Annotated in this window: 19 protein-coding genes; 7 read left to right on the top strand and 12 right to left on the bottom strand. The window is 57.0% G+C overall.

The features are described from left to right. The 5 genes from MESS2_RS15465 to scpA form a co-directional block, all read right to left on the bottom strand. Positions 1–681, bottom strand: a 681-nt coding sequence (locus MESS2_RS15465) for a phenylacetaldoxime dehydratase family protein (protein ID WP_167332443.1), incomplete at its 3' end; no start/stop codon positions are given. A gap of 254 nt (positions 682–935) precedes the next feature. Then, positions 936–2,270 (bottom strand): ABC transporter substrate-binding protein, encoded by a 1,335-nt coding sequence (locus tag MESS2_RS15460; protein ID WP_008875308.1) that lies wholly within the window; start codon positions 2,268–2,270, stop codon positions 936–938. Positions 2,271–2,297: 27 nt separating this feature from the next. Next, positions 2,298–3,101, bottom strand: coding sequence for an IclR family transcriptional regulator (locus tag MESS2_RS30240; protein ID WP_008875307.1), 804 nt, complete (start codon positions 3,099–3,101; stop codon positions 2,298–2,300). A gap of 71 nt (positions 3,102–3,172) precedes the next feature. Continuing rightward, positions 3,173–3,715: an OsmC family protein gene (locus MESS2_RS15450; protein ID WP_008875306.1), complete on the bottom strand. Its 543-nt coding sequence runs from the start codon at positions 3,713–3,715 to the stop codon at positions 3,173–3,175. Positions 3,716–4,002: 287 nt separating this feature from the next. After that, positions 4,003–6,144 carry a methylmalonyl-CoA mutase gene (gene scpA, locus MESS2_RS15445; protein WP_008875305.1) on the bottom strand — a complete coding sequence of 714 codons (2,142 nt, stop codon included), beginning with the start codon at positions 6,142–6,144 and terminating at the stop codon, positions 4,003–4,005. A gap of 100 nt (positions 6,145–6,244) precedes the next feature. Between scpA and MESS2_RS30235 the strand changes: the two genes are divergently transcribed. Continuing rightward, positions 6,245–6,661: an ArsR/SmtB family transcription factor gene (locus MESS2_RS30235; RefSeq protein ID WP_051069109.1), complete on the top strand. Its 417-nt coding sequence runs from the start codon at positions 6,245–6,247 to the stop codon at positions 6,659–6,661. A 53-nt stretch (positions 6,662–6,714) separates the two neighbouring features. Here MESS2_RS30235 and ccrA read toward each other — a convergent pair whose 3' ends face one another. Next, positions 6,715–7,956, bottom strand: coding sequence for a crotonyl-CoA carboxylase/reductase (gene ccrA / locus MESS2_RS15435; RefSeq protein WP_008875303.1), 1,242 nt, complete (start codon positions 7,954–7,956; stop codon positions 6,715–6,717). Between the two features lie 26 nt (positions 7,957–7,982). Beyond that, positions 7,983–8,801 carry an enoyl-CoA hydratase/isomerase family protein gene (locus MESS2_RS15430; RefSeq protein ID WP_008875302.1) on the bottom strand — a complete coding sequence of 273 codons (819 nt, stop codon included), beginning with the start codon at positions 8,799–8,801 and terminating at the stop codon, positions 7,983–7,985. 162 nt (positions 8,802–8,963) lie between these two features. Here MESS2_RS15430 and MESS2_RS33835 point away from each other — a divergent pair, with 162 nt between their 5' ends. The 5 genes from MESS2_RS33835 (at position 8,964) to MESS2_RS15410 (ending at position 13,966) form a co-directional block, all read left to right on the top strand. Then, positions 8,964–9,389, top strand: a complete 426-nt coding sequence (locus tag MESS2_RS33835) for an AMP-binding protein (RefSeq protein WP_008875301.1) — start codon at positions 8,964–8,966, stop codon at positions 9,387–9,389. Then, a complete protein-coding gene (locus tag MESS2_RS33830; RefSeq protein ID WP_051069104.1) occupies positions 9,352–10,617 on the top strand; it encodes an AMP-binding protein in 1,266 nt (421 codons plus the stop codon). The genes MESS2_RS33835 and MESS2_RS33830 overlap by 38 nt, the downstream gene beginning before the upstream one ends. 103 nt (positions 10,618–10,720) lie before the next feature. Further along, complete coding sequence (locus tag MESS2_RS15420) at positions 10,721–11,695, top strand: NADPH:quinone oxidoreductase family protein (protein ID WP_008875299.1); 975 nt, start codon at positions 10,721–10,723, stop codon at positions 11,693–11,695. A 36-nt stretch (positions 11,696–11,731) separates the two neighbouring features. Then, positions 11,732–12,931 (top strand): MFS transporter, encoded by a 1,200-nt coding sequence (locus MESS2_RS15415; RefSeq protein ID WP_008875298.1) that lies wholly within the window; start codon positions 11,732–11,734, stop codon positions 12,929–12,931. A 600-nt stretch (positions 12,932–13,531) separates the two neighbouring features. Next, the gene (locus MESS2_RS15410) at positions 13,532–13,966 is read left to right on the top strand and encodes a hypothetical protein (protein ID WP_040593190.1); all 435 of its coding nucleotides are present in this window, start codon (positions 13,532–13,534) and stop codon (positions 13,964–13,966) included. A gap of 53 nt (positions 13,967–14,019) precedes the next feature. On the opposite strand, the gene MESS2_RS15405 is transcribed toward MESS2_RS15410, so the two are convergent. The 5 genes from MESS2_RS15405 to MESS2_RS15385 form a co-directional block, all read right to left on the bottom strand. Next, positions 14,020–14,337 carry a hypothetical protein gene (locus MESS2_RS15405; RefSeq protein ID WP_040593182.1) on the bottom strand — a complete coding sequence of 106 codons (318 nt, stop codon included), beginning with the start codon at positions 14,335–14,337 and terminating at the stop codon, positions 14,020–14,022. 912 nt (positions 14,338–15,249) lie between these two features. Then, entirely contained in the window at positions 15,250–15,906 is a 657-nt protein-coding gene (locus MESS2_RS15400) for an acyl-homoserine-lactone synthase (protein ID WP_008875292.1), read from the bottom strand. Positions 15,907–15,989: 83 nt separating this feature from the next. Next, a complete protein-coding gene (locus MESS2_RS15395; RefSeq protein ID WP_008875291.1) occupies positions 15,990–16,712 on the bottom strand; it encodes a LuxR family transcriptional regulator in 723 nt (240 codons plus the stop codon). A gap of 155 nt (positions 16,713–16,867) precedes the next feature. After that, positions 16,868–19,447, bottom strand: coding sequence for a bifunctional diguanylate cyclase/phosphodiesterase (locus MESS2_RS15390; protein WP_008875290.1), 2,580 nt, complete (start codon positions 19,445–19,447; stop codon positions 16,868–16,870). A 506-nt stretch (positions 19,448–19,953) separates the two neighbouring features. Further along, a complete protein-coding gene (locus MESS2_RS15385) occupies positions 19,954–20,823 on the bottom strand; it encodes a class I SAM-dependent methyltransferase (protein WP_008875288.1) in 870 nt (289 codons plus the stop codon). Between the two features lie 242 nt (positions 20,824–21,065). On the opposite strand from MESS2_RS15385, the gene MESS2_RS15380 reads away from it, so the two are divergent. Beyond that, positions 21,066–22,751: a tetratricopeptide repeat protein gene (locus tag MESS2_RS15380; protein ID WP_008875286.1), complete on the top strand. Its 1,686-nt coding sequence runs from the start codon at positions 21,066–21,068 to the stop codon at positions 22,749–22,751. The last annotated feature ends 50 nt before the right edge of the window (positions 22,752–22,801 follow it).

The raw sequence follows: 22,801 nt of genomic DNA, 5'->3' as shown, positions 1-22,801 counted from the left end.
GTCCCACCAGTCCTCCAGATTTCCTATGCTAAGAAAGTAACCTAAGCCGAATGTCTGCTCCGTCCCTGTATCTCCAGGGCCAACAACTTCCGCAAAGCGAAGTGAGCAGCAGCTTGTCTCCTCGCCATTGTCGCGCAGAAAATCCATACCTTCCTTCAAGACAGGCGCTATTTGATCAAGATAGGTCTGCCTCTGTTCCGGACCGCAATGAGAATAATCTTGTCCAGATCTGATGTAGCAAAGGTTGGATGGTGGCGTTATCCGCCACCGCTTCCCAAATGTGTCGCGATCTTCGACACGCCGCAGTTTGTTCCCCAACGGACTTGTGAACGGGTCCGAAGCGGAATTCGGAATTCGGTCCCGCATCGAACCCCAGTAGCCGTGCGTCCTGTCATTCTCGGTCATACGGGCCGCTGCGCACGAAACGCCGGCAGGGTTGGATGTGCCGAAGATTGTCTCGAAGTCGCCTAGCGACATCGAGAAAGTCTCCATCCAGTATCCTGACGTCTCATCCACCCGGCTGTCTTCGGCGAACCATCGACAGACCGCGCTCCGCTTCTGCCAAGCATCAAAGAGGGATTGATCAAACCAGTATGCGATCCAGAATTCGTTCAGGTAACCCTCTGCATCTACATACTTGGCACGCTCGACCTGGATCGGCCCGATCTCCTCGTCGAACAACGTCCGGTCGAGTAGTCGCCCTGACCCGTCTCGAGACTGAACACCGCATATCGCAACGCAGATGTTCTCTACCTGACCGAAGTCAGCTTTCACCAATGGGTATGGAGGTTCCCAACCCTCTCTCATTCGCATTGTAACTCCGCCTTCCTGCAGGCGTTCGCAACCGGCCGCCTGCTTTGACAATCCATGGACTCGACGATTGATGGAAGCATTGCTCTGATCCCATCAGTCGTCAAAGAGCGAACCTGCGGACCTCAGCCGCCGGCAGCGGCACAATCACGCGGCTTCCGTCCCATTTCCTTGGCCAGAGCCTCGGCGGATTGCTGGACAAGCGGCTTGGAGAACTCGTTGGCGCCGCTTAGCCAATCAGAAATTGCGGTCCACTTGCTGCCATCCCACTGGATCAGACGGAGCATGCCGCCGCCCGCATGATCGGCGCAGCTGAGCTTGATCGGCGAAACCATCCCGTCGAAACCCATGTCCTTTAGCCGTGCCTCGCTGAGACCGATGTTCTCCAGACCCCAGGCGACTTGCTCGCCCGAAACAGGACCGTTGCCGAACTTCTTTTGTGCGACACGCATCGCCTCCGTTTGAAGCATGGCGAAATACAACCCCTGGTTATAGAGGATAGTGCCGCGCTCCGAACCGTCGCTCGCCGCCTTGCCGGGCCCGAAAACATATTTCTCGAGGTCCTTGTAGACACCGAATTCGGTGCCTGGCATGCGGAACGTAGCTCCGACGTAGCCCTTGGCTGTATCTCCGACAGGAATCACGTCAGGTTCAGCTGCGCTCCACCAGTTGCCAATGAGCCGTTCGACCGGAAACTTGACTTTGGCTGCTTCCTTGATCGCCGTCGGCGTCATGACGCCCCAGCCCCAAATCAAAACATAGTCGGGCTTGTTGCGCCGTATCTGAAGCCAGGTAGAGCTTTGTTCAACCATCGCAGAAGCCGCAATGGGATACCCGGTCCATTCAATGCCATACCGCTTGGCCATCTCGTCGAGAACGGGGAACGGCTCCTTACCATACGCCGAGTCCAGGTAAACGAGAGCGATCTTCTGCCCCTTCAGCTTGTCGAACCCGCCAACCTTGTTGGCGATGTAGGTCATGATGGCCGTCGTCTGCTCCCAGTCATTACCGACAATCGGAAACTCGTAGGGAAAAAGGCTGCCGACAGCACCCTGAAGGCGACCATAGCCGGGGGTGATGATCGGAACCTTGTCGGCATTAGCGCGGTCGTAGAGGGCATAACCAATGCCAGCGCTTAGGGGCAGCAGACCTGGCAGACCAACCGAATCCATGGTCTTGTAGCGCTCGTAGCACTCGACGCCACGTTCGTTTTCATACTGCGTCTCACATTCCTGAACGTTCAATTTAACGCCGTTCAGGCCACCATCCCTTTCATTCAACAACCGAACATAATCGATGATGGCATTAGCCTGGCCAATTCCGTTCGGAGCGAACGGGCCAACCCTGTAGGAAGGCAGTAGAATGCTCTGGCTTTTGTCCTGAGCAGAGGCTCCCTGAGCCAGCAGAATGCCAGACGTAACCAAAAAGGCATACGCGCATTTGAGCATTGTCTTTTTCATTTGATTTTTCCCATTGTTCAAGCGTGTTTATAGTTCATTCCATGCCATTTCCACGACATTTCTAAGTTCACCCTCGTTTCCTATTATGGAAATCTTGTTCTCTATCTGAGTTTTTGTGTTCCTCAGCAGATCAATATACTCTTTTGACCCTTTCTTATTATATTCTTGCGTAAATCCAACAAGACCTATGCTTCCAATAGTTCCATAAGGCTCAACCTGGATAGGGACGGCGACACTGGTGATGCCGGCCTGGAGTTCCTCGTCGCAAATGCTGGCTCCAGTGTCTCGAACCTCCTGAAGCTTTTCGGAGGACCGATTGGCGGTGGGGCTGCCTGTTGCTGCTATTGCCATCCTGGTTTCGCGCTGGAGCACCTTGCGGATATATTCATCGTCCTGGTAGGCAAGGATCGCACGCGCCAGGGAACACGTCAGAATGGGCCGCTCCAACGGACCCGGATGCACATAGGGAACTGTCGGATCCGGAAAGGCGAGCGAGATGATCGTAACGCGCCCCTTCGAAAGCTTCGCCAGCATTGCCGTCAATTGCGAAACCTTCGAAAGGCTCTCCATCTCTTTTAGAAAACTGCCGCCGGCAAGCTGCGCACTGATGGCGTTGCGAACAAGCGATCTGAGGCGCACACCGGCGGTATGAAGCCGGCGCGAATCGTGCGTCTGGGCGACAAGGTTCGAATCCAGCAGCGCCTTGAGCAACCGGCTTGCCGTGGCCTTGTGAAGGCCGGTCAGTTCGCAGATGTCGGTGAGACTTAATCCCGCTGACGACTGCGAAATGACCTCGAGAACTTCAACATATCTCGCAAGAGGTCCAGACATCGCCTTTTTTCACATCCGCTATTACAAATAATACCGCTGTCACGATACCAAGCCGCCCCAAGCGGCAGCTATTACTGCAACACTTTCAATTTACCAGTCATGGCCGCACCATTTGCAACGGTCATCGCATTCGGGCTAAAGGCGAAAGCAATTCCTGCTATCTCTTCCAGTTCTGAACGCTCCGCCTTCGACCTCACCTCGATCTCGTAGGTCAGGCCGGACATCTTGATCTGCGCATCGGGCCGCAAGTTGAGGAAACCTGCCAGATCCAGTCCGCCTTCCATCCGAATACTCAAGTCTTCGATCTCGATACCTCTAATCGAGGCGTTGACCACAAACCCGACCATGATGCAGGCGGCCACGCCCGACATAAGATATTCCTGCGGTGTTGGTCCAAGGCTGCTGCCGAGAAGCTGCGGCGGCTCGTCAATCGTCCATTTGAATTTACGCTCGATGCGATCCGAGCCGACGGACATCGCCAATGCTTCAGCTTCGATCTGCGTGCCGCTCTTCCATTTGAGCGCCACACCGTAATTTGCCACCCCAGCTGGCGGCGACTGGCGAATAGCATCCTTTGCCGCGTCCAATCCGGCAACATCAATACCGTTGATCAAAGCTGTCTCCTCTGCAGGTTTTGTCCCAGTACGAAGTCTCGTTTTATGAAACTTGTGTCTCTGATTTAGAGACTTGTATTCGCTTTCTGTCAAGCGGAAAGGCAAGCTTTAGGGCTCGTCCACGGCAATTCGAGAGATCAAACTCTCGCATCAACGCGCACCGGCATTTCGAGATGAGGAGGAGGCACGCTAGCCATGCCTGCCGGGCATGGGATGAAGACCGCAGCAGCTCTCCCACTCCGAGCAAGGTTCAGCTACGTGCGACACTCAACGGAAATGGCGGAGCCTCAGATATTTCTGCGCTTGCCTTCCATCAGGTCAAGCACAGAGCCCGCCGCTTCGAGCACGGGCGTTCCCGGGCCGAAGACTGCGGATACGCCAATATCAATCAGGAATTTGTGATCCTGCCGCGGAATGACGCCACCGGCCACGATAATGATGTTTTCGCCGCCCCGCGCCTTCAGTGCCTCGACGAGTTGCGGGGCAAGCGTCTTGTGCCCTGCCGCTAGTGAAGACACACCGATGACGTGAACTTTGGACACTACGGCGGTGTCCGCCGCTTCTTCTGGCGTTTGAAAGAGCGGTCCCGCAACGACTTCGAAGCCGATATCCCCGAAAGCTGAGGCAATGATCTTGGCCCCGCGGTCGTGGCCATCCTGCCCGAGTTTGGCAACCATCACCTTGGGCGATCTTCCCAAAGCCTTTTTGATGCCTTTGATACGCTCGACCAACGTCTCATATTCGGGGTCGCCCTTATATGCAGCCCCGTAGACCTGCTTCACCACCTTCGGGACGGCGACATGATCGCCAAATGCCTCACGCATGGCATCGGAGATTTCACCGACCGTCGCACGTGCGCGCGCGGCCTCTACTGCGGTTTCCAAAAGGTTGCCCTTGCCGCTAGCGGCGACCTCGCCAAGCGCGGCAAGGGCGCCGGCAACACGCTTGGGATCGCGCTGACGCCTCGTTTTGTGTATGCGTGTGATCTGTGCGTCGCGCACCGCCTTGTTGTCGATATCCAGAATGTCGAACTGTTGCTCATTTTCGAGCCGGTAGCGGTTCACTCCCACAATCACCTCGTCCCCGCGATCGACCGCTGCCTGTCGACGCGTGGCGGCCTCCTCGATGAGCCGCTTCGGCAGGCCCTCGACGACAGCCTTGGTCATGCCGCCCTGTTGCTCGACTTCCTCGATCAGTTTCCAGGCGGCGTCAGCCAATTCCTTTGTGAGAGTCTCGACATAGTAAGAGCCGGCCAAAGGATCTACGACCTTGGTTACGCCAGTCTCATGCTGGAGGATCAGCTGCGTGTTGCGTGCGATGCGGGCCGAGAATTCGGTTGGCAGCGCAATGGCTTCGTCGAACGAATTGGTATGCAAAGATTGCGTGCCGCCGAGAACGGCCGACATCGCCTCGAATGCAGTGCGCACGATGTTGTTGTAAGGATCCTGCTCCTGCAGCGACACGCCCGATGTCTGACAATGGGTTCGCAGCATCAGCGAGGAGGGCCGCTTTGGCTGGAACTCTTCCATGATGCGCGACCACAGCAACCTCGCGGCTCGCAACTTTGCCGCTTCCATGAAAAAATTCATTCCTATCGCAAAGAAGAAGGAGAGCCGGCCGGCAAAGTCGTCGACGTTGAGACCCTTCCCCAGTGCTGCGCGAACATACTCGCGCCCGTCGGCGAGCGTGAAAGCAAGCTCCTGCACGAGCGTCGCTCCCGCCTCCTGCATGTGATAGCCGGAAATCGAGATCGAATTAAACTTCGGCATCTCCTTGGACGTATATTCGACAATGTCCGCGACGATGCGCATTGAGGATTCTGGCGGGTAGATATAGGTATTGCGGACCATGAACTCCTTGAGAATGTCGTTCTGTATGGTTCCGGAAAGCTTGGCACGGGGAACGCCTTGCTCTTCGCCTGCGACGATAAAGTTGGCCAGGATCGGGATAACAGCGCCGTTCATGGTCATCGAAACCGAGATCCTGTCGAGCGGAATGCCCTCGAACAAGATCTTCATGTCCTCGACTGAGTCGATTGCCACCCCGGCCTTGCCGACGTCGCCTTCCACACGGCGGTGATCACTGTCATAGCCGCGATGGGTGGCAAGGTCGAAAGCTACGGACACGCCCTGCTGGCCAGCCGCTAGTGCCTTGCGGTAGAAGGCGTTAGACGCTTCGGCGGTCGAGAAGCCGGCATATTGCCGGATCGTCCAAGGACGTCCCGAATACATGGTTGCACGCGGCCCCCGAACGAATGGCTGCTGGCCAGGCATGGTCTCCAGATGTGCGATCCCCTCAATATCCTCCGCGGTGTAGAGAGGCTTGACGGCGATGCCTTCTGGCGTGTGCCACGTAAGCGTATCGGGATTGGCTTTGATTTCTCGCTCGGCAAGCGTGCGCCAGCGCTCCAAGCTCGTATCCTCGTTCATTGGACAGCCTCCCTAACGCATTTTTCGGCAATGCAACTCGTCTCCGAAGCAAGCCGACCTATATTCGGCACGGCACCATCGCTTCGGCACGATTGGTCCAGTGTCGCTGTGGCAGGCACCGTTGTGGACATTGCAGCCGCTCATCGTTAGAAAGATTCAAAACAATCAAACGGAATTTGACGGCATGGCAGAGACACTTTCAATCGACGACTATGCGAAGATTTTCGCCGCCCTGAGTGAGCCAATGCGCCTGCGGATGATCCAAATGATCGACGACACAGATGAAATGGCGTGCACCAAGCTGGTTGAGACGCTGGGATTGGCGAAGGCGACAATTTCCTACCACGTGAAAATTCTCTCCCAAGCGAATCTGATCCGCGTTCGCAAGCAGGGTCGAAACTACTTCTACAAGGCCCGTCGGGACGTTCTGGACAATGCCCTGAAGGGAGTCCGGCAAAATCTGCAAAAACAGCGAGTGGCGAAAAACCCACCTACAGGTGAAGTGCGGGCAGCCTAGCGCCGCCCGACTTTGATTATTCACAGCACAACTTCGTCCCAAGAGGCGGGGTTTCAGGTCTGTTTCCCAAGACTTTTCGCGGCAGCCCCAACAAGAATGCACGTGTTGCCGTGCGCAAGCTTTCCTTCCATCATGTCTTGATGGGCTTTGCCGACATCGAGGAAAGATCTGACCTCGCCGAGGCACGGGTCGATACGGCCAGAGTAGACGAGATCATTGTAGGCCCTGGCCTGTTCGGTGTTGGTACCGTGGGATCCCTGGAGGCGTTTTTGCCTGACCCAGTGGTAGCGTAGATCTACGACCGCCGAATAGCCGGTTGTGCCGGCGCAAATGACGACCATGCCGCCGGTGTCGCAGCAGAAAATTGAGGTTGGGATTGTGTCTTCCCCAGGGTGCTCGAGCACGATCCGCGGATTTCGGCGCTCGCCCAGAATGTCCCAGATTTTCTTGCCGAATGCGCGCGCCTGTGCTGTCCACACCTTTTGGCCTGCATCGTCCGTCCAATGAGGCGGCTGGCCCCAGTGATTGAATTCTCGGCGGTCAATATAGCCTTTCGCGCCAAGCGACTTACAGTATTCGCCTTTGGCCGCGTCAGAGACAACTGCAATCGGTATCCCGCCTGCTTCACGCGCTATCTGGATCGCCTGGGAGCCAAGCCCTCCTGAACCGCCCCATACCAACACCACATCATCTTTCTCCACAGTGTGGCCCGTCCATCCATGCAGCATGCGGTAAGCAGTCGTGCCAACCAGCGTTGGGGCAGCCGCCTCCTCCCATGTCAAATGCTTGGCCTTGGGCAAGATCTGGTGCTCATACGCAAGGCAGAACTGGCCGAACGATCCAAAATTTGTGTTGTAGCCCCATATCTGGGCACTGGCCGAAAACATGGGATCTCGAACGGAGACCACGTCAGGCGCTTTGGGATCCCAGTAACCAGGGTGAACCACCACGTAGTCGCCAACTTGTACGTGTTTCACACCGGCACCAACGGCGTAAACGATCCCTGACGCGTCGCTGCCACCAATGTGGAAATCGTACGGTGAGCCTTGCGCCTTTCGTGCAGCTATGACGTCAATGGGCACGCCGCGTGCGGCCCATACATTGTTGAAATTCAATCCCGCGGCCATAACCGCGACGAGAACCTCGCCTTCACCTGGTTTGGGAACGTCGACTTGCTCGATCTGGAAAGCATCGATCGGATCCCCCAGGCGATTTGAGCGCACGACCTGTGCGAACATGCGATTGGGCACCTCGCCGACAGGCGGAAGCGATCCGATCGGAACGGAATCGGTCATGGTATTCTCCTCCAATTTTGACTGTGTTAGTCGTTCGACTCCAACGCGCCGTAGCGCGAGTCACGCCAGTTGAGCGCCTCGCGCAGGCCGCGCGTCGCGACGAGTTCTCCGAACTGCGTCTTCTCGGGCGAATAGGCTGCATTGAGCGTCGCGGCGATGTCGAGATTCATGTTCACTGCGTTGCGTAAGCCCATCGCCTCATAGGCACGGGTAAGCGCAATCTTGGTAAAACGAAGCGTTACCAAAGGGGTAAGAGCTATCTTCTCGCCGAGCTTCTGTACCGCTGCTTCAAGACCGTCGACTGCGACGACGCGGTTGATCAAGCCAATGCGTTCGGCTTCGTTAGCGTTGACCGTGTCACCGGTCAGCAAAAGCTCCATCGTCTTCTTCTGGCCAAGGATGAACGGCATAAGCAACGTGACCGGTCCTGATCCGAATCGAATTTCAGGCTCACCAAACTTGGCACGCTCGGTTGCAACGATAAGGTCACAGGCCATTGCCAATTCGCAGGCACCGGCCAGGCACCAGCCATCAACGGCCGCAATGGTTGGCTTCAGGCTCGACCATACGGCCATTGAAAGCCCGACATTGCGTGACAACGCCGAATGCCAGTCTTCCGGCCGCGCAATACCGGCCTCAACTTCCTGGGCGATGTCGTAACCGACAGAGAAGTTCTCACCGGCGCCGGTGATCACGATGACGCTCACCTCATCATTTGCCTCGTACTGCTTGACGAGCGCGTGTGCTGCCTCGACGACTTCCATGGCCAAAGCGTTGAGCTTTTTGGGGCGATTGAGGGTGATCCAGCCAACGCCATTTCGAATGTCGCCCAGCACAACTGACATTATTAATCCTCCAAACGAACTATGATAAAGCTCTCTCGTTTCGCAGCTTGCGCTTTGCGTTCGTCAGTATTAAAACAATCGAACTATCGGCGCAAGGGCGATCATTTTTTTTTGCAACCATGATGTTCCGTCCAGGCTCTCGGCGTCGCAGGGGAGAAAAAGATGCTGAGTACAATGCAGGACGCCCAGTTGGGAATTGGGCGCATGATCCGACACATGGCGCGTGTCAACCGACGTTCCACATTGGTCTGCCCGTCGCTTGCAGGTGGAACCGTGACCACGTTCGGCACAATTGCCGGTCGCGCGGCTCAACTTGCCGATGCACTTGGCAATCGCGGCGTTGGTATCGGCGATCGCGTCGCCAGCTTCATGTCCGCCTCGCAGGAACACTTCGAGGCCTATCTTGGAGTTCCATATCTTGGTGCAGTCCTTCACACCGTCAACATCCGCTTGCATAGCAACGACATCGCGCACATCTGCAACGAAGCGGACGACAGGGTCTTCCTGGTGGATGACCAGATGATCATGTATTTTTTTGAAGGCACTTCCATTGCTTGCGACACCGAGACTGGTCGTCCTTGTCGGTGATCCAAAAGCCGAGTTTCTGAACGACCTTGGAATAGAAACGATCGCCTACGAAGACCTGCTTTGCGAGGGTTTGCCCGACCTTGATCGGCCGGATGTCGATGAACGCAATGCGGCAATCTTGTGCCACACGGGCGGAACAACCGGCTTGCCCAAGGGTATCGCCTACAGCCATCGTTCGTTGTGGCTGCAAGCGACAAGCCTGTGCACCAACAATTCACTCGGCATTGGCGCGAGCGACAGCGTCTTTCCCGTCGTGCCAATGTTTCATGTCAATGCTTGGGGACTGCCGTTTGCAGCAGCCATAGCGGGAGCAAAGTTAATCCTACCCGGCGCTGCGCTGCGCCCAGAAACAGTGGCTGATCTAGTGGCTAGTGAACAGCCCACAATTCTCGCAGGTGTTCCCACGATCTGGACTGATCTCCTCGCGTTTCTCGGTGACAGGGCTGCAGATGCTCTCCGGTCCGTTAGGCTTCTCGCAACGGGCGGAACATTCGTGACACCCACTCTGATCGAAACGTTCAATGGCTTGGGCATAAACGTCGTTCAAGCGTGGGGCATGACCGAAACCTCATCCATGTCGACAATATCCAATGTTCCTCCCTGGGCTGAAACGAGCGCAGAGAAATTCGATTACGCGACGGGTCAAGGTCGTGTCGTGGCTGGCTTGGAAGTGCGGGTGGTCGATGCCGATGGTGCGCCTTTGCCCGCGGATGGCTTGCAGGTCGGCGAAATCCAGATCCGGGGACCATGGGTCACCAGCAGCTACTTTCTCCATGATGACCCGGACAAATTCCAGGATGGATGGCTGAAGACCGGTGATCTGGGAAAGCTGGACTGCGATGGATTCGTTTTTCTTTCAGATCGGCTGAAGGACGCGATCAAATCAGGCGGGGAATGGATTCCTTCCCCCGCACTGGAGTCGGCCATCCAGGCCAAGGGGGGGTTCCGCGAAGTGGCGGTCATCGCAGTTCCGGATGACCGCTGGCAAGAGCGACCCCTAGCGGTTGTCGTGCTCGCAGCGCCGAACGAGAAAGTAGATCTCCAAGCAATCGCCGGCCAGCTCGATAGCCAAATTCCACGGTGGTGGATACCGATCAACTGGATTGTCGTGGAATCGATCCCACGCACCGGCATGGGAAAATTCGACAAGAAAAAGATGCGAGAGATGTTCTCGGCCGGCACCTTGGGCGACGTCCAAATAATTCTCCCAGGCCAACCGGGTCGCTGAAGCTCACCGCCGACGCCGCCACTATCCCCACGCAGTTTCGAACATACCGCCCAGAATCTTTCCGCTTCAAGGATCGGACCCACGTGCGTCCTGGAGAATGAACATGAAGGCCATGCTGTCGCTCGAGCCGGGACCACCCGATAGGCTTACTTTGAAGGATATTCCCGAACCTGTGGCGGGACCGGACGAAGTGCTCGTCGCCGTGGATGTGGTTGCCCTCAACTTCATGGACACTTTGATCATCCGCGACCAGTATCAGGTGAAGCCGCAGCGTCCGTTCGCGCCCGGCGCTGAATGCGCGGGTACCATCATCTCCCTGGGTTCTAACGTCAGCGGCCTGGCGGTCGGCGATCGCGTCTGCGCCTATATCGGCCATGGCGCCGCACAACAGGTTGTAGCGGTCCATGCGTCCGCCGTGGTGCCGGTCCCATCAGATGTTTCACTAGACCAGGCAGCAAGCGTGATCGTAGCACATGGCACGGTTTTGTATGCGATGAAGCAGCGGGCGACTTTGAAGCCCGGAGAAACGCTTGTCATCACCGGCGCGACCGGCGGGGTGGGCCTTGCCGCGATCGACATCGGAAAGCTTTTCGGCGCCCGAATTATCGCCTGTGCGAGCGGCACGGCCAAACTCAACCGGCTGCTCGCCGTCGACACGGTTCTCGACGCAGATCGGTCCGATCTCAAAGACGCCGTAAAGGACGCAACCGACGGCAAAGGCGCCGATGTCGTGCTGGATTTGACCGGCGGTGCTCATACTGAAGCGCTGATGCGAGCTACAGCCTGGGGCGGACGCTATCTGGTGGTCGGCTTTGCCTCAGGAGAGATCCCTAAGCCTCCCCTCAATCTCGTCCTTTTGAAATCGATCGACGTGATGGGTATCCACTGGAGTGCATGGGCGCGACGTGTGCCGGAAGAACATCAAGCGAACACCCTTTTGCTGCTTCAAGAGATCCAAAGAGCAACCTTCGCCGTCACTATCGCCGGACGCTATCCGCTGGAGCAGCTTAGCAAGGCGCTGCAGCAACTCGAAACAAGAAACGCTGCCGGGAAAGTGATCATCGACATCGTGCGATAGGTGTGTCGCAGCCATTCGAGTATGGAGTTAAATGAAATGCGGCAAAAGGCGCGCTCGATCCTGGTGATTGTATTTTGCCAAGTTTCCGCGATGACTCTTTGGTTCTCAGCAAGTTCGGCATCGGCAACACTGGCAAAGGCCGGACAAATTTCCGCACAGCAGGCGGGCCTTCTCACGGGCTCGGTACAACTTGGTTTTGTGGCGGGGACGCTGGTCAGCGCATGGTTTTGCCTTGCAGACCGTTTTGACCCAAGACGCCTGTTCGCCGGCTGCGCCATCACCGGCGCACTGCTTAACGCGGACCTCTTGGTGACGGGTTTCAATGGCACCACGACGATCGCGCTCCGCTTCCTAACTGGCGCGGCCCTCGCGGGAGTATACCCCGTCGGCATGAAACTCGCGGCCAGTTGGGCTGAGCGCGCTATGGGGACACTGATTGGTTTGCTGGTCGGAGCTTTAACTTTGGGCTCTGCAATGCCACACCTTTTCAGCGAAATAGCTGGACTTGGATGGCACACAACTATTGTGGCCTCGTCGATTTGCGCGGCGCTTTCTGGCTTGGCCATACTATTTGCTCAACTCGGACCGGCGCATCGTCCTAGCCCTTCGTTCATGCCGGGTGAAGCTTGGAGAGAACTCGGGCGCCGATCCATTTTGCTCGCAAATGCGGGCTACGTTGGACATATGTGGGAACTCTACGCGATGTGGGCGTGGATCGGCACATTCCTCGGCTGGGCTACTGAGCAAGCCAAGCCAACAACGACGCCTTCAGTGGGTTTATTGACGTTTGCTGTGATCGCTAGTGGAGCTTTCGGCAGTGTCACTGCCGGATTTTTGGCAGATCGTTTGGGCCGGACCACGATCACTATAACAGCGATGACAGTCAGCGGTCTCTGCGCCGCCACCATTGGCCTGATGCCCAGTGTAGGCATGGTCGCCCTGGTAACCGTCGCGATCGTCTGGGGCATAAGCATCGTAGCCGATTCAGCTCAGTTCTCGGCGGCAATAGCTGAACTCTCGCCGCCAGGGCTCGTCGGATCACTGCTCACGATCCAAACGTCTATTGGATTCCTATTGTCTTTCTTTTCGATCCAAACGATGCCTTTCATGATCGACTTGCTGACATGGCGCTATGCCTTCGCCACTTTGGCGATTGGCCCGTTTTTTGGGACAGTAGCAATGTGGCGTCTACGCCGCGAGCCGGATGCAAAGCTTATTGCCGGTGGCCGTCTTTGACGAACAAACCGCGAGTTCGGGAAGCGCCTTGATGACGCCCTGCCGCGTCACTTCTTCGATAGCCCTTTCGGACGACTGCGAAAGGAAACTACCCACAAGGCCGCCAACGAGATCACCGAGCGGCCGACCGTCTTTGCTCAGTCATTCCGATCCGGTGATGGGCGACAACCCGCTCGCGATACCTTCGACGGGTTTCACACGAAAGGCTATGAACAGGAGGCCCCCACCGACGTTGCTTCGGTCAAGTTTGCACCACTGCGGATTCCAGACCCGCCAACTTCCTTGATAAGCGCGCGCAATTTGGCTGGAGGTGCCAGACAGAAAGTTCGAAAAGCTTCCAGAAACCCCAGCCAAACACTTTTTCCATCTCATATTCTTTTCAGTGTTGAGTTTTACGAACAACCCAATTCGACAAAATCGCGTGCGACTAGGGACGCTCCCCGGCAATCGGCCAAAGTTTGAGGCCGGGTCCCGGATGGTTGCGGTTGGGTGGGATGCAAATCGTGGGGTTCGGCGGAGGATCGTCGGGCTCTCCGCTATTTGTGCTATTATGTGATTAGTCTGTCCCAAATGCAGCACATTGAGCTGGAGGGCTTTGGAATGCGTACTTACGAACCATCTGAGTTTGTTTCACAGTTGGCCGCCAACCAGCTCGTTGAGCCCATGGACCTAACGCTTTTTGGGCTCGTCAAAGCCGATGAAACTGACAGCTCCGTGCTGTTGTTTTCATCCTCGTTCTCGTGCGAGCAATGGGTATCCATCCCCGTTTCTTTGATCTCGTCCGTAGCACATATCCGCAACGTGAAATGCAAAGATCACCAGCATCCCCTTGCAAAGATTTCACTTTCTGAGCCCAACAAAGAGGACGCGTCGGCGGTTCTTTTCATGCAGCTTTTCGCTCAAGCCAGAGCGACTGCGCCTGCAGCACGAATGAAAACGTCCAATGGAGGTCGTGCTCGGCAGGGGTGCGAGGTCCTTACATTCGATGATGTGCCCTATCTCTGCTGTGATGGGGAATGTTGGATAATGCTCTGATTGCGGGCCAACCACGTATCAGTGAACAACCGCGACGGTCTCCGCGCCAATATCTATACGTAATTAGCTGTATAGTCAGCGTCAAATCCAGTCATGCAATAGCCCTCTATCGCCTTTAGAGCGAAATCTGAATTGGCATATGCTATGCCAATTCCTACCCCGCCGACGTGATGCTCAATCTTAACTTGTTTTCTTCCACTATTGTGAAAAATCATGCAGCCGTCGGCGCGTTTTTGAAGCTGGATATCCGCGCATGCATTCCCGGAGCAAGACCCAGCAAGCGCCGAGCCAAGACTTGCTCCCAAGCACACAGTTGCAGCCATGAAGTAAATCAGGATCCTGATTTTTTTATTCTTCCATTCAGCGCTCATAGTAACCGCTCCTATAGTAAGAAGATATCGCAGATTTCTGTATCTCTTGTCTTTACGATGCCCGTCCCATGCCAACCTGGAGTACCGGCAATCTCGTGCTCTCCCAAGGACGTGTAAATGGGTGGCAACAGCCCGTCACCCGCGCGATAGCGGCCCGCTAAGTTATTGCGGTGCGCAACTGCCACTTGCTTGTATTTCCTCAGATCGCTTGTTCCAGAACCAGTCTTGATCGAATGCCCTGCACACATCCCCTCCAGACCGTGCTACGGTTTCTGCGATCGCTTGGCGCGAAGCTTCGCATGAAGACCCATCAGCAGAAATCGTCTGATCGCCAGCGTCAGTTTTTTCGGCCGAGCTGCAATAATACCGGTGTGAGACGAAGTACTGCCCGTTGTCGGCGTAAACCACTTCTGATGGGACAAATGAGATAATCCCAGCAAGGGGCGCAAAAACCTTTAAATTAACCACAGTTCCTCCTTGCACAGTTGGTGACGGTCGTCTTCAGCGGCTAGCTTCAAAGGAGAACATCATCAACACGCGCTACGAATGACGCAATCAGTCCCTAATGTTTAGAGTCGCAGTTACCATAGAAGGTTTCGCCTGCGTTGCACGTTTTGTCACAGTTGCTGGTTGTCCCGTCAGGCTTATTACAAGTCTTGGACCCAACAAGAATCAAAGAGTTTCCGCCTGGGGCGCCCTTGAGCTCAGGCATGTTGAATGCCATCTCGCTAGGTGTCGACATCTTCAGCTCCGTAGCACGGCTGGGAGTTGAAAAGATACTAGGTAAAGCGATACAAGAGCTTGCGACTATCACAGCGGGTTGCATGGTCTTCCTCCTTCGTCGTTGCTGCAGCCTCGTTGACAAAAATAGTTTTACGCGATCGCCTTCTGAGGATGGTCCACTTGAGCTCATCAGGCGACCTCTAAGCGCTTCTCGGGCCAACGGACAAATGGTGGCTGGGCTCCGCGCCGGACGAGCAACGAATGCTCAATCCCAAGGATCCTCCGCACACTCGCCAGTGCCGCCTCATTCACATCGATATAAGCGACGATGTACCATTCGCCGTTTTCTTCCCTGGCCATGCCCATCGGCTCGGCGCGCCATTTGAGCGCGCCGTGGTGCGGCATGAAGTAGGTTTCCTGGACACCGCCGACGGCGCTGAGGCCCTCGTCGAGGGCGTATTCCATCACCGCGCAGCACAGTTGCGTCAGCGTGCCGCGCAGTCCGGGCGAGCGTTTGTCGGGAACGACGAAGGTGCGTGTCCATTCGGCCCAATCGGGGCGTCTCGGGACGCCCGATTTTTCGCACATGTGAGAAAAGACCTCCGAGACCATGTGCGGCTCGCTCGTTGGGATCAATCGGGCCGAGGTCACCACGCGACCGTCTTCGATACCGAGCAGATAAGTTGCTGCGTCGGTATCGAACTGGTCTAGCTCGCGACCATCCGGGCTCGGAGGGCGCCAATGTTTCTGGTGCACGAAGAAATCGTGACGCCGGCGCAAAAACTCGTCGAATTCGTTTTCATAGAGATGCTTGTTATGCGCATTGACTACGTGTGCCGTTATCATGGCGCGACCCCCCGATCGTTCTCGGGTGGATAGTCGCAGCCGCGCTAATATACGTCACCTGTCCGATCGAACAGTTGACGCACTCAGGGATGGATCAGGCGCCTGCGCACCGCTTCAACGACAGCCTGTGTGGTCGTAGCGACCCCAAAAGCCTCGCGAGCTCGCGTTGAGTGCCATTTGACGGTGCGTTCGGTGAGGCCGAGGATCTGGGATGTTTCCGACGAGGTCTTGCCAGCCGCGGCCCACAAAAGCACTTCCCTCTCCCGATCGGTCAGCAGGCCCTCATCGCCGTCATCGTCATTCGACAGAGCCTGGATCGACATGCCGGCGTAAACCGCCATCGTCACCAGTTGCACCTGCTGGCGTGGCGACAAAGTGCAGCGCTTTTGCGAGGAGGCAAACGACAGCACGGATTGCCAATGATGGACGCTGAGCATCGGCACCGCAAAGCCGCTCGAGATGCCGAACTCCGTCGCTTCGCCGGCGACGCGTCGAGAGTCGTCCGTGTCGGACCATTTTGCGGGAACATCGGCCCAGAAAAACGGCTTCAGGGTCTTCGCCGAATAGATGCAAACGCCGTCAACAGCAGCATGCTCGGCCTCGACATAGCGCTCGAACCAGCCCGTGGGCCAACCATTCAGTTCGACCATCGGCGCAAGTTTCTGACCACTGAGCGGAACCCCGCTCAGGATAAGATGCTCGAAGCCGAGATTTCTCACGGTTTCAAGAAGGTCGCCCAGAAGCGGCCCTGTTGCTGTGTGCTTCCTGCAGCGTTCGACAAAGTCGAACACCTCTGAATCAATCATGCCAGAGACCCCCCGCCCCCATGCTGAAAGACAAGTATACATTAAATTAGAGTATTCGAATATCCCATTGCTGCATGGCGAGGCCGAAGCCGCTTGGGCGGCCGGACGCTGCCACTAACCGGAGCGGTTCATCAGCATAGGCAGGGCCGTAGCGGTTAGCTGACCGCGCGCAGACGCCGGGATCCAACAAAGGCCTTCAGTCCGTCGGAATCCAACGCCTGCCCAAAAGCATAGCCCTGCAATATGTCGCAGCCCAGGCTCTTGAGTATCCGTGCGTGCTCCATCGTCTCGACACCTTCGGCTATGACCTCGATGCCCAGGGACTTGCCGATTTCAATGATCGAGGAGACGACCTGCCTTCGTTGCGGCGATTTGACAATCGGGATGACAAGCTGACGATCGATCTTCAGCCGGCGAGGCTGTAGTTTGAGCAGGCTGACTATTGAGGCAAAGCCGGTGCCAAAATCGTCTATTTCCACGTCAATTCCGAGTTCTTTTATCTGCTCAATATTCCAGGTAACAAAGTCATCATTCTCGTCAAGGAAAATTGACTCAACAAGCTCGAACGAAACTGTTCCTTTCCTGATATTCAGCTTCTTCAAACTCTTTATGAGTCCCTCATCTTGAAGGCGCCGCGCCGAAACGTTGACCGATACCCTCGGAACGCTGATGTTCGCGGCAGACCATGCTTTGAAATCCGAAAGCGATTTCTCCAGTATGGTTCGATCGATGGTCGAGACGACATTCAGTTCTTCCGCGGTCCTCAGGAAGACATCGGGCGCCAAAATACCCTTCGCCGGATGTCTCCATCGCGCCAGCGCCTCAACCCCAACAATTTCCAGCGTCTTTGCGTCAAATTGCGGCTGGTAGAACGGAATGAACTCGTTGCGCTCAAGGCCGCCGAGAATCTCGTCGGCAATCCGTTTCGTGTCGACGATTTCGCTTTGCATCGCCTCGGTGAAGAATTCGTATCGATTGCGCCCACGCCTCTTTGCCCGGTAAAGCGCGATATCAGCGTTCACCAGCAGGTGTTTGGCTTCGATACCTTTTCCGTTGTCGACCGCAATTCCCACGCTCACACCAAAACGGCATCGATGGCCCTGATAGTAGACGGGTTCGCGCATCTGGTTGATGACACGGTCAGCGAGCAGCGCCAGTCGCTTGATATCGTCATGCACCACGCAGAGCACGATGAATTCGTCTCCTCCGATGCGAGCGACAAATCCCTCGCCATCGACCTTGGACCGCAGGACAGTTGACGCATGAACAAGCATTGCGTCACCCGCGGCGTGGCCAAGCGTATCGTTGATGTGCTTGAACCGATCCAGATCGATGTGAAGCAGTGCCGCAAATCCGCCGGAGCGCCTGGCGTCTGTTGCGTAATCTTCCAGCACCTGGTCGAGATAACGCCGGTTGGGCAAACCGGTCAGCGAATCGTGAAGCGCGGTATGCTCTATACGCGCCTTGGCCAACTCAAGTTCTGCATTTCTCGACTCGGAAAGCTGTTTTGCGCGAACCAGATCCTTGTTCAATAGGACATCGGCCGTCACATCCCATTCCGCGCCAATCATTTTTGGGGTGTCGTCTGCGGCCCGATAAATGATCGCCTTGGATCGAACATGACGAATCTCGCCATCCGGACGAATAATCCGATACTCCGACAGATATGGTCCACCGTCAGCCATCGCCTTGTCGAAATCTGCATTGGCGCCAGCCAAATCATCCGGGTGGATTGATCCCGCCCAGTCAAGGTAGCCGCGGCCCTCCCCGGTTGGCTTGCCGTATATTTCATTGACGCGATCGTCCCACGTAAGTTCGTTGGTCGCGAGATCGTGTTCCCAAACGCCAATAGCCGACGCTTCCAGAGCAAGTTCCAGGCGTCTCGACAATCGACGCAGTTCCGCATAATTGCGTTGTCTCTCGCCAATCAGGCGACCCGTAACCAGGAAGGGGATCACAACCAACGCCCCAGCCACCGCCATGATCGCGCGCAAGAACCATGCGTTGTCGGGCGTTGAAGGCCAGCCGTTCTTGGGAATGGCCGCGATCCGCCACGAACCGGACGGGAGCAGAATTTCGGCCGTCACCGGATCGCTTTTGGCGACGCCCTCATTGCCGAAGAATTGTTCTCCACCTGGACCGAGAGCGTCCTTGCCGATCAGCGCTACGTCGATCCCGAGATCATCGTCCGACAGGCCGCTCGCTCTATAAAGGCGCTGCACGTCGACAACGGCTGAAATGATGCCCCAGAACCTTTCAGTGTTGCCCGCGCTCGGCACAAAAACCGGAATACGACCGACGAAGCCCTGCCCTCCCTGCCTCAAGTTGACGGGACCGGCAAGGATCAACTTGCGCTCGTCTCGCGCCCGGAGAGCGCCCGCGCGTTGCCGTTCGTCCTTGCGGTAGTCGAGGCCGATTGCCCTCTCGTTGCCCTCCATCGGGTACATCAGGGAAATGACCAGATCGGGCGCGCCGGCAATGTTCTTCAATTGCGAGTCCCCGCCAAACAGGTTACTCGCGAGCGAGGCGAAGCGTTGCTGTCCCATATAGGGCTCAGTCACGACCGCCGCGACCAATCCCTGCACCAGTTGAAGGTTTCCGTTGATGTTACCTTCGAGCTTGGCGCGGATAAGGTTGACCTTGGCCAGGACATCCGCACGGGCGGCTTGGTCCGAGAGGACCTTGTTCTGGTGGTCCGCGAATACTGCGCTGATGGCAATAACCAGCACGGCCATTGCCGCCGGAATATTCGCCGACGAGAAAACAGCCTTCTTAACACCGCCGAACCTAGCGCGGAAAAGAGCCAATAGGCGATTCCTCAGCTGCCAATCGAGTTCTCGGAACGACCCCACGATAGAATATTAGCTTTCAAGTATTTAATTTTGACCTTCACGGGTCCTAAAACTTTTGCACTTTTCGATCGCTGGCGCCGGGGTGTTTGAACTGACTTGCGGCTCTGCTTGACATCTTGAAGCTGCTCGCCGTCACCGACGCCGGCCATCGTGCCGAAACCACCGTTCGCGCAATTCTGGGGAGCCTACGGGCGATCGATGGTCCCGCCGCTGCGCGACCGTGAAGCGGATCGACATGAAAAAATGCCGACTAGCGGCTTGCTCGCAAGATCGCGGTCACGGCGAGCGCCGTTGCACAATTTGAGGCGCCGGATCCGAAAATCATCATGCGTAGACCTCGGAAGAGCATAACTCCGCAATGACAATGCAAAACTGGATCAATAGCGGGATTAGTGGCTCTCAATCGTCTTGGGAGTAACAAGGTATGGTATCTTGCCGACGCTACGCTTCGTCGCGCCAATGGAATAGGCCATTGGTATCTTGGGAGAGTTCTCCGGCAAGCCGTACATATCCTTGCCGGCCCGCACGGCAAATGAAAAGTGCTGCCACGAAACCGTGTCATGCTCGTTGAGAAAATCAAGCGTCAGCCCAGCTGCAATCAACGCGTTTACCACGTCACTGACCGGATGAATCCACTCATAATAGCGAGGATGTTTCAAGATGCGGTCGTCGCCGGTATAGGTCCGTTCCTCGTTCCACGCGAGTGGTCGGGCTATTGGCGTTCGCCAGTCGTGCTTGAACTCCAGCGCCGCTGCCTTGCGGTCACACTGGAACATCAGCGGGTGGCCCTCGGCCAGATAGAGCCGGCCGCCGGGCCGCAGCAGATCGGCAACCACCCTCGCCCAGCGGAACACGTCGTCCAGCCAGTTTACAGAACCCCAGGTAACGTAAGCGATGTCAAAGGTCCGGCCGAGCGCTTCGACTGCCTCAAACAGTGGCGCTTCCACGAAACGCACATCATCTGTACCTGCCTTCGCAGCGAAATCCCGTGCCGCCGCGATCGCGGTCGGTGAAAAGTCGAGGCCGGTCACGCTGCCCGCGCCCAGATTCTTCAAGCTGATCGTGTCGAGCCCGATATGACATTGCAAATGGACGATATCCTTGCCGATGATATCGCCGACCTCGCGCGTTTCCAGCTCATAGAGATTGGATCCGCCTGCCAGTACATTTTCGATGTGGTAGCTGCCTGTCGTGTCTGTCGAATGCAGTTCGGCCCGATCATCCCAATTTAGGCGGTTCGCACCCAGAAACGGTTCCAAATTGTCCCCCAAAGTCCTGCCGCGACCAACGTTTGGTAAACAGAACGTTAATATACTTTGCAGCTAAAGGATCGCGCGTCAATGCGAGGCGGGGGCCGGTGCACCGACACGTCGCAAGGCCGTCCATCGAGGCCGCTCAAAGACGCCCGCAGTGCAGCGGTTGCGTTTGCCATGCGCATTCAGCACAAATTGATCGCAGATGAATCCGGCTCAGGCTCGCCGGCAGACTTGCGTGAGAAGGAATGGATCGCTTCAACCTCGGCAGCTACCGCCGCCCTATCTCCACCGGCTCGGCGGAAACCCGGCGCTGGTTCGATATCGGCCTCAACTGGTGCTACGGCTTCAACCATGAGGAAGGCATCAAGTGCTTCGAGAAGGCGCTGGAAACGGACGCTGACTGCCCGATGGTGCATTGGGGCATCGCCTACGCCGCCGGGCCTTTCTACAATCTGACCTGGAAGGAGCATGGCGAGACGGAAGCCGCCAGAGCGGCCGGGCGCTGCTTCGAGCATGTCCAGCTTGCGCGCGCCAACGCCGCGCGCGCCAGCGCGGTGGAAAGGCGTCTGATCGAGGCGCTGGCCTGCCGTTTCCCCGAGCCGCGTGTCTCGGCGCCGCCGAAATTCGAGCAGTGGGACGATGCCTACGCCGCCGAGATGCGGCGCGTCTACGCAAGCTTTCCCGACGACCATGACGTGATGGCGCTGCTGGTCGACGCGCTGATGATGCGCACCGTGCGGCGCCTGTGGGACCTCAGGACCGGCAGGCCCGCGCCGAATTCGGATGTGCTGGAAGCGCTCGATGTTTGCGAGCGGTCGATCCGGCTCGCCGACGAGGCAGGCCGGCCACAGCATCCGGCGATCGTCCATTTGCACATCCATCTCCTGGAAATGTCGACCACGCCGGAACGCGGCGTGCGCTCGGCCGACCTGCTCGGCACGATGTGCCCCGATGCCGGGCACATGAACCACATGCCGGGGCACATTTACGTGCTGTGCGGAGAATACGAGAAGGCGAAGCTCGCCAGCGAAAAGGCGGTTCGCGCCAACGACCTCTATCTCTCCTATGCGGATCAGCCCACCTACTATCTGCTTGGCTGCGGCCACGACCTGCATCTGATGATGTTCACCTGCATGTTTCTCGGCCAGTACAAGCCGGCGCTGTGGGCCGCCGACAAGGTGCGCAGCCTAGTGACGCGGAACGTGGTGAACATGCCGGACCGGCCAAAGCTCACCCAGACGGTGGAAGGCTACCACGCCATGAAATCGCATGTGCTGGTGCGCTTCGGCCGCTGGCAGGAGATCATCGACGAACCGATGAATGACGAGCCTGAGCTTTACGTCCTGACCACGGCGATGCAGCACTACGCCAAAGGTGTCGCGCATGCGACGCTCAGGGATTTTGCCAAAGCGGAGCAGGAACGCGAGCGGTTTCACCGGCACCTGGCGCGCATCCCGCCAGAGCGTCGCTTCCTCAGCAACCCGACAAGGGCTTCGCTCGCCGTCGGTGCTGCCTTGCTCGATGGCGAGCTTGCCTATCACAGGGGCCGACATGACGAGGCCTACGTGCATCTGCGGCAAGCGGTCGAGCTCGACGACAATCTGTCCTACACCGAGCCGTGGGCGTGGATGCACCCGCCGCGCCATGCGCTGGCGGCGCTGCTGCTGGACCAGGGCCTCGCGCAAGAGGCCGAGCAGGTCTATCGCGATGATCTGGGCCTAAGCGGCAAGGTGCAGCGTTGCGCCCAGCATCCGAACAATGTCTGGGCGCTGCACGGGCTCGTGGAGTGCCTGAAACTGCGCGGCGAGACCGAGGAGTTGCCCGCGCTGCAGGCCAGGCTCACCGCCGCGCTCGCCAAGGCTGACGTGGCGATCAGCTCGTCCTGTCTGTGCAGGACGCGCGTGCAGCCAGCGCAAAGCTGCTGTCATTGAAGCCTTGGTCTACCAGACGAAATCTTTTCATTTCAAAAGGATAGCACTGC

Origin of the sequence: Mesorhizobium metallidurans STM 2683, from assembly GCF_000350085.1 — a bacterium.
Classification (GTDB): Bacteria; Pseudomonadota; Alphaproteobacteria; order Rhizobiales; family Rhizobiaceae; genus Mesorhizobium; species Mesorhizobium metallidurans.
This window is presented reverse-complemented; position numbering and strand designations above follow the sequence as displayed.

Excerpts from the sequence above, each read along its gene's own strand:
- MESS2_RS15420 (WP_008875299.1), top strand. The coding sequence starts at position 10,721 with ATGAAGGCCATGCTGTCGCTCGAGCCGGGACCACCCGATAGGCTTACT.
- MESS2_RS15400 (WP_008875292.1), bottom strand. The coding sequence starts at position 15,906 with ATGATAACGGCACACGTAGTCAATGCGCATAACAAGCATCTCTATGAA.
- MESS2_RS15430 (WP_008875302.1), bottom strand. The coding sequence starts at position 8,801 with ATGTCAGTTGTGCTGGGCGACATTCGAAATGGCGTTGGCTGGATCACC.
- ccrA (WP_008875303.1), bottom strand. The coding sequence starts at position 7,956 with ATGACCGATTCCGTTCCGATCGGATCGCTTCCGCCTGTCGGCGAGGTG.
- scpA (WP_008875305.1), bottom strand. The coding sequence starts at position 6,144 with ATGAACGAGGATACGAGCTTGGAGCGCTGGCGCACGCTTGCCGAGCGA.
- MESS2_RS15460 (WP_008875308.1), bottom strand. The coding sequence starts at position 2,270 with ATGAAAAAGACAATGCTCAAATGCGCGTATGCCTTTTTGGTTACGTCT.
- MESS2_RS15380 (WP_008875286.1), top strand. The coding sequence starts at position 21,066 with ATGGATCGCTTCAACCTCGGCAGCTACCGCCGCCCTATCTCCACCGGC.
- MESS2_RS15415 (WP_008875298.1), top strand. The coding sequence starts at position 11,732 with ATGCGGCAAAAGGCGCGCTCGATCCTGGTGATTGTATTTTGCCAAGTT.
- MESS2_RS33835 (WP_008875301.1), top strand. The coding sequence starts at position 8,964 with ATGCTGAGTACAATGCAGGACGCCCAGTTGGGAATTGGGCGCATGATC.
- MESS2_RS30240 (WP_008875307.1), bottom strand. The coding sequence starts at position 3,101 with ATGTCTGGACCTCTTGCGAGATATGTTGAAGTTCTCGAGGTCATTTCG.
- MESS2_RS15405 (WP_040593182.1), bottom strand. The coding sequence starts at position 14,337 with ATGAGCGCTGAATGGAAGAATAAAAAAATCAGGATCCTGATTTACTTC.
- MESS2_RS15410 (WP_040593190.1), top strand. The coding sequence starts at position 13,532 with ATGCGTACTTACGAACCATCTGAGTTTGTTTCACAGTTGGCCGCCAAC.
- MESS2_RS15390 (WP_008875290.1), bottom strand. The coding sequence starts at position 19,447 with ATGGCCGTGCTGGTTATTGCCATCAGCGCAGTATTCGCGGACCACCAG.
- MESS2_RS15395 (WP_008875291.1), bottom strand. The coding sequence starts at position 16,712 with ATGATTGATTCAGAGGTGTTCGACTTTGTCGAACGCTGCAGGAAGCAC.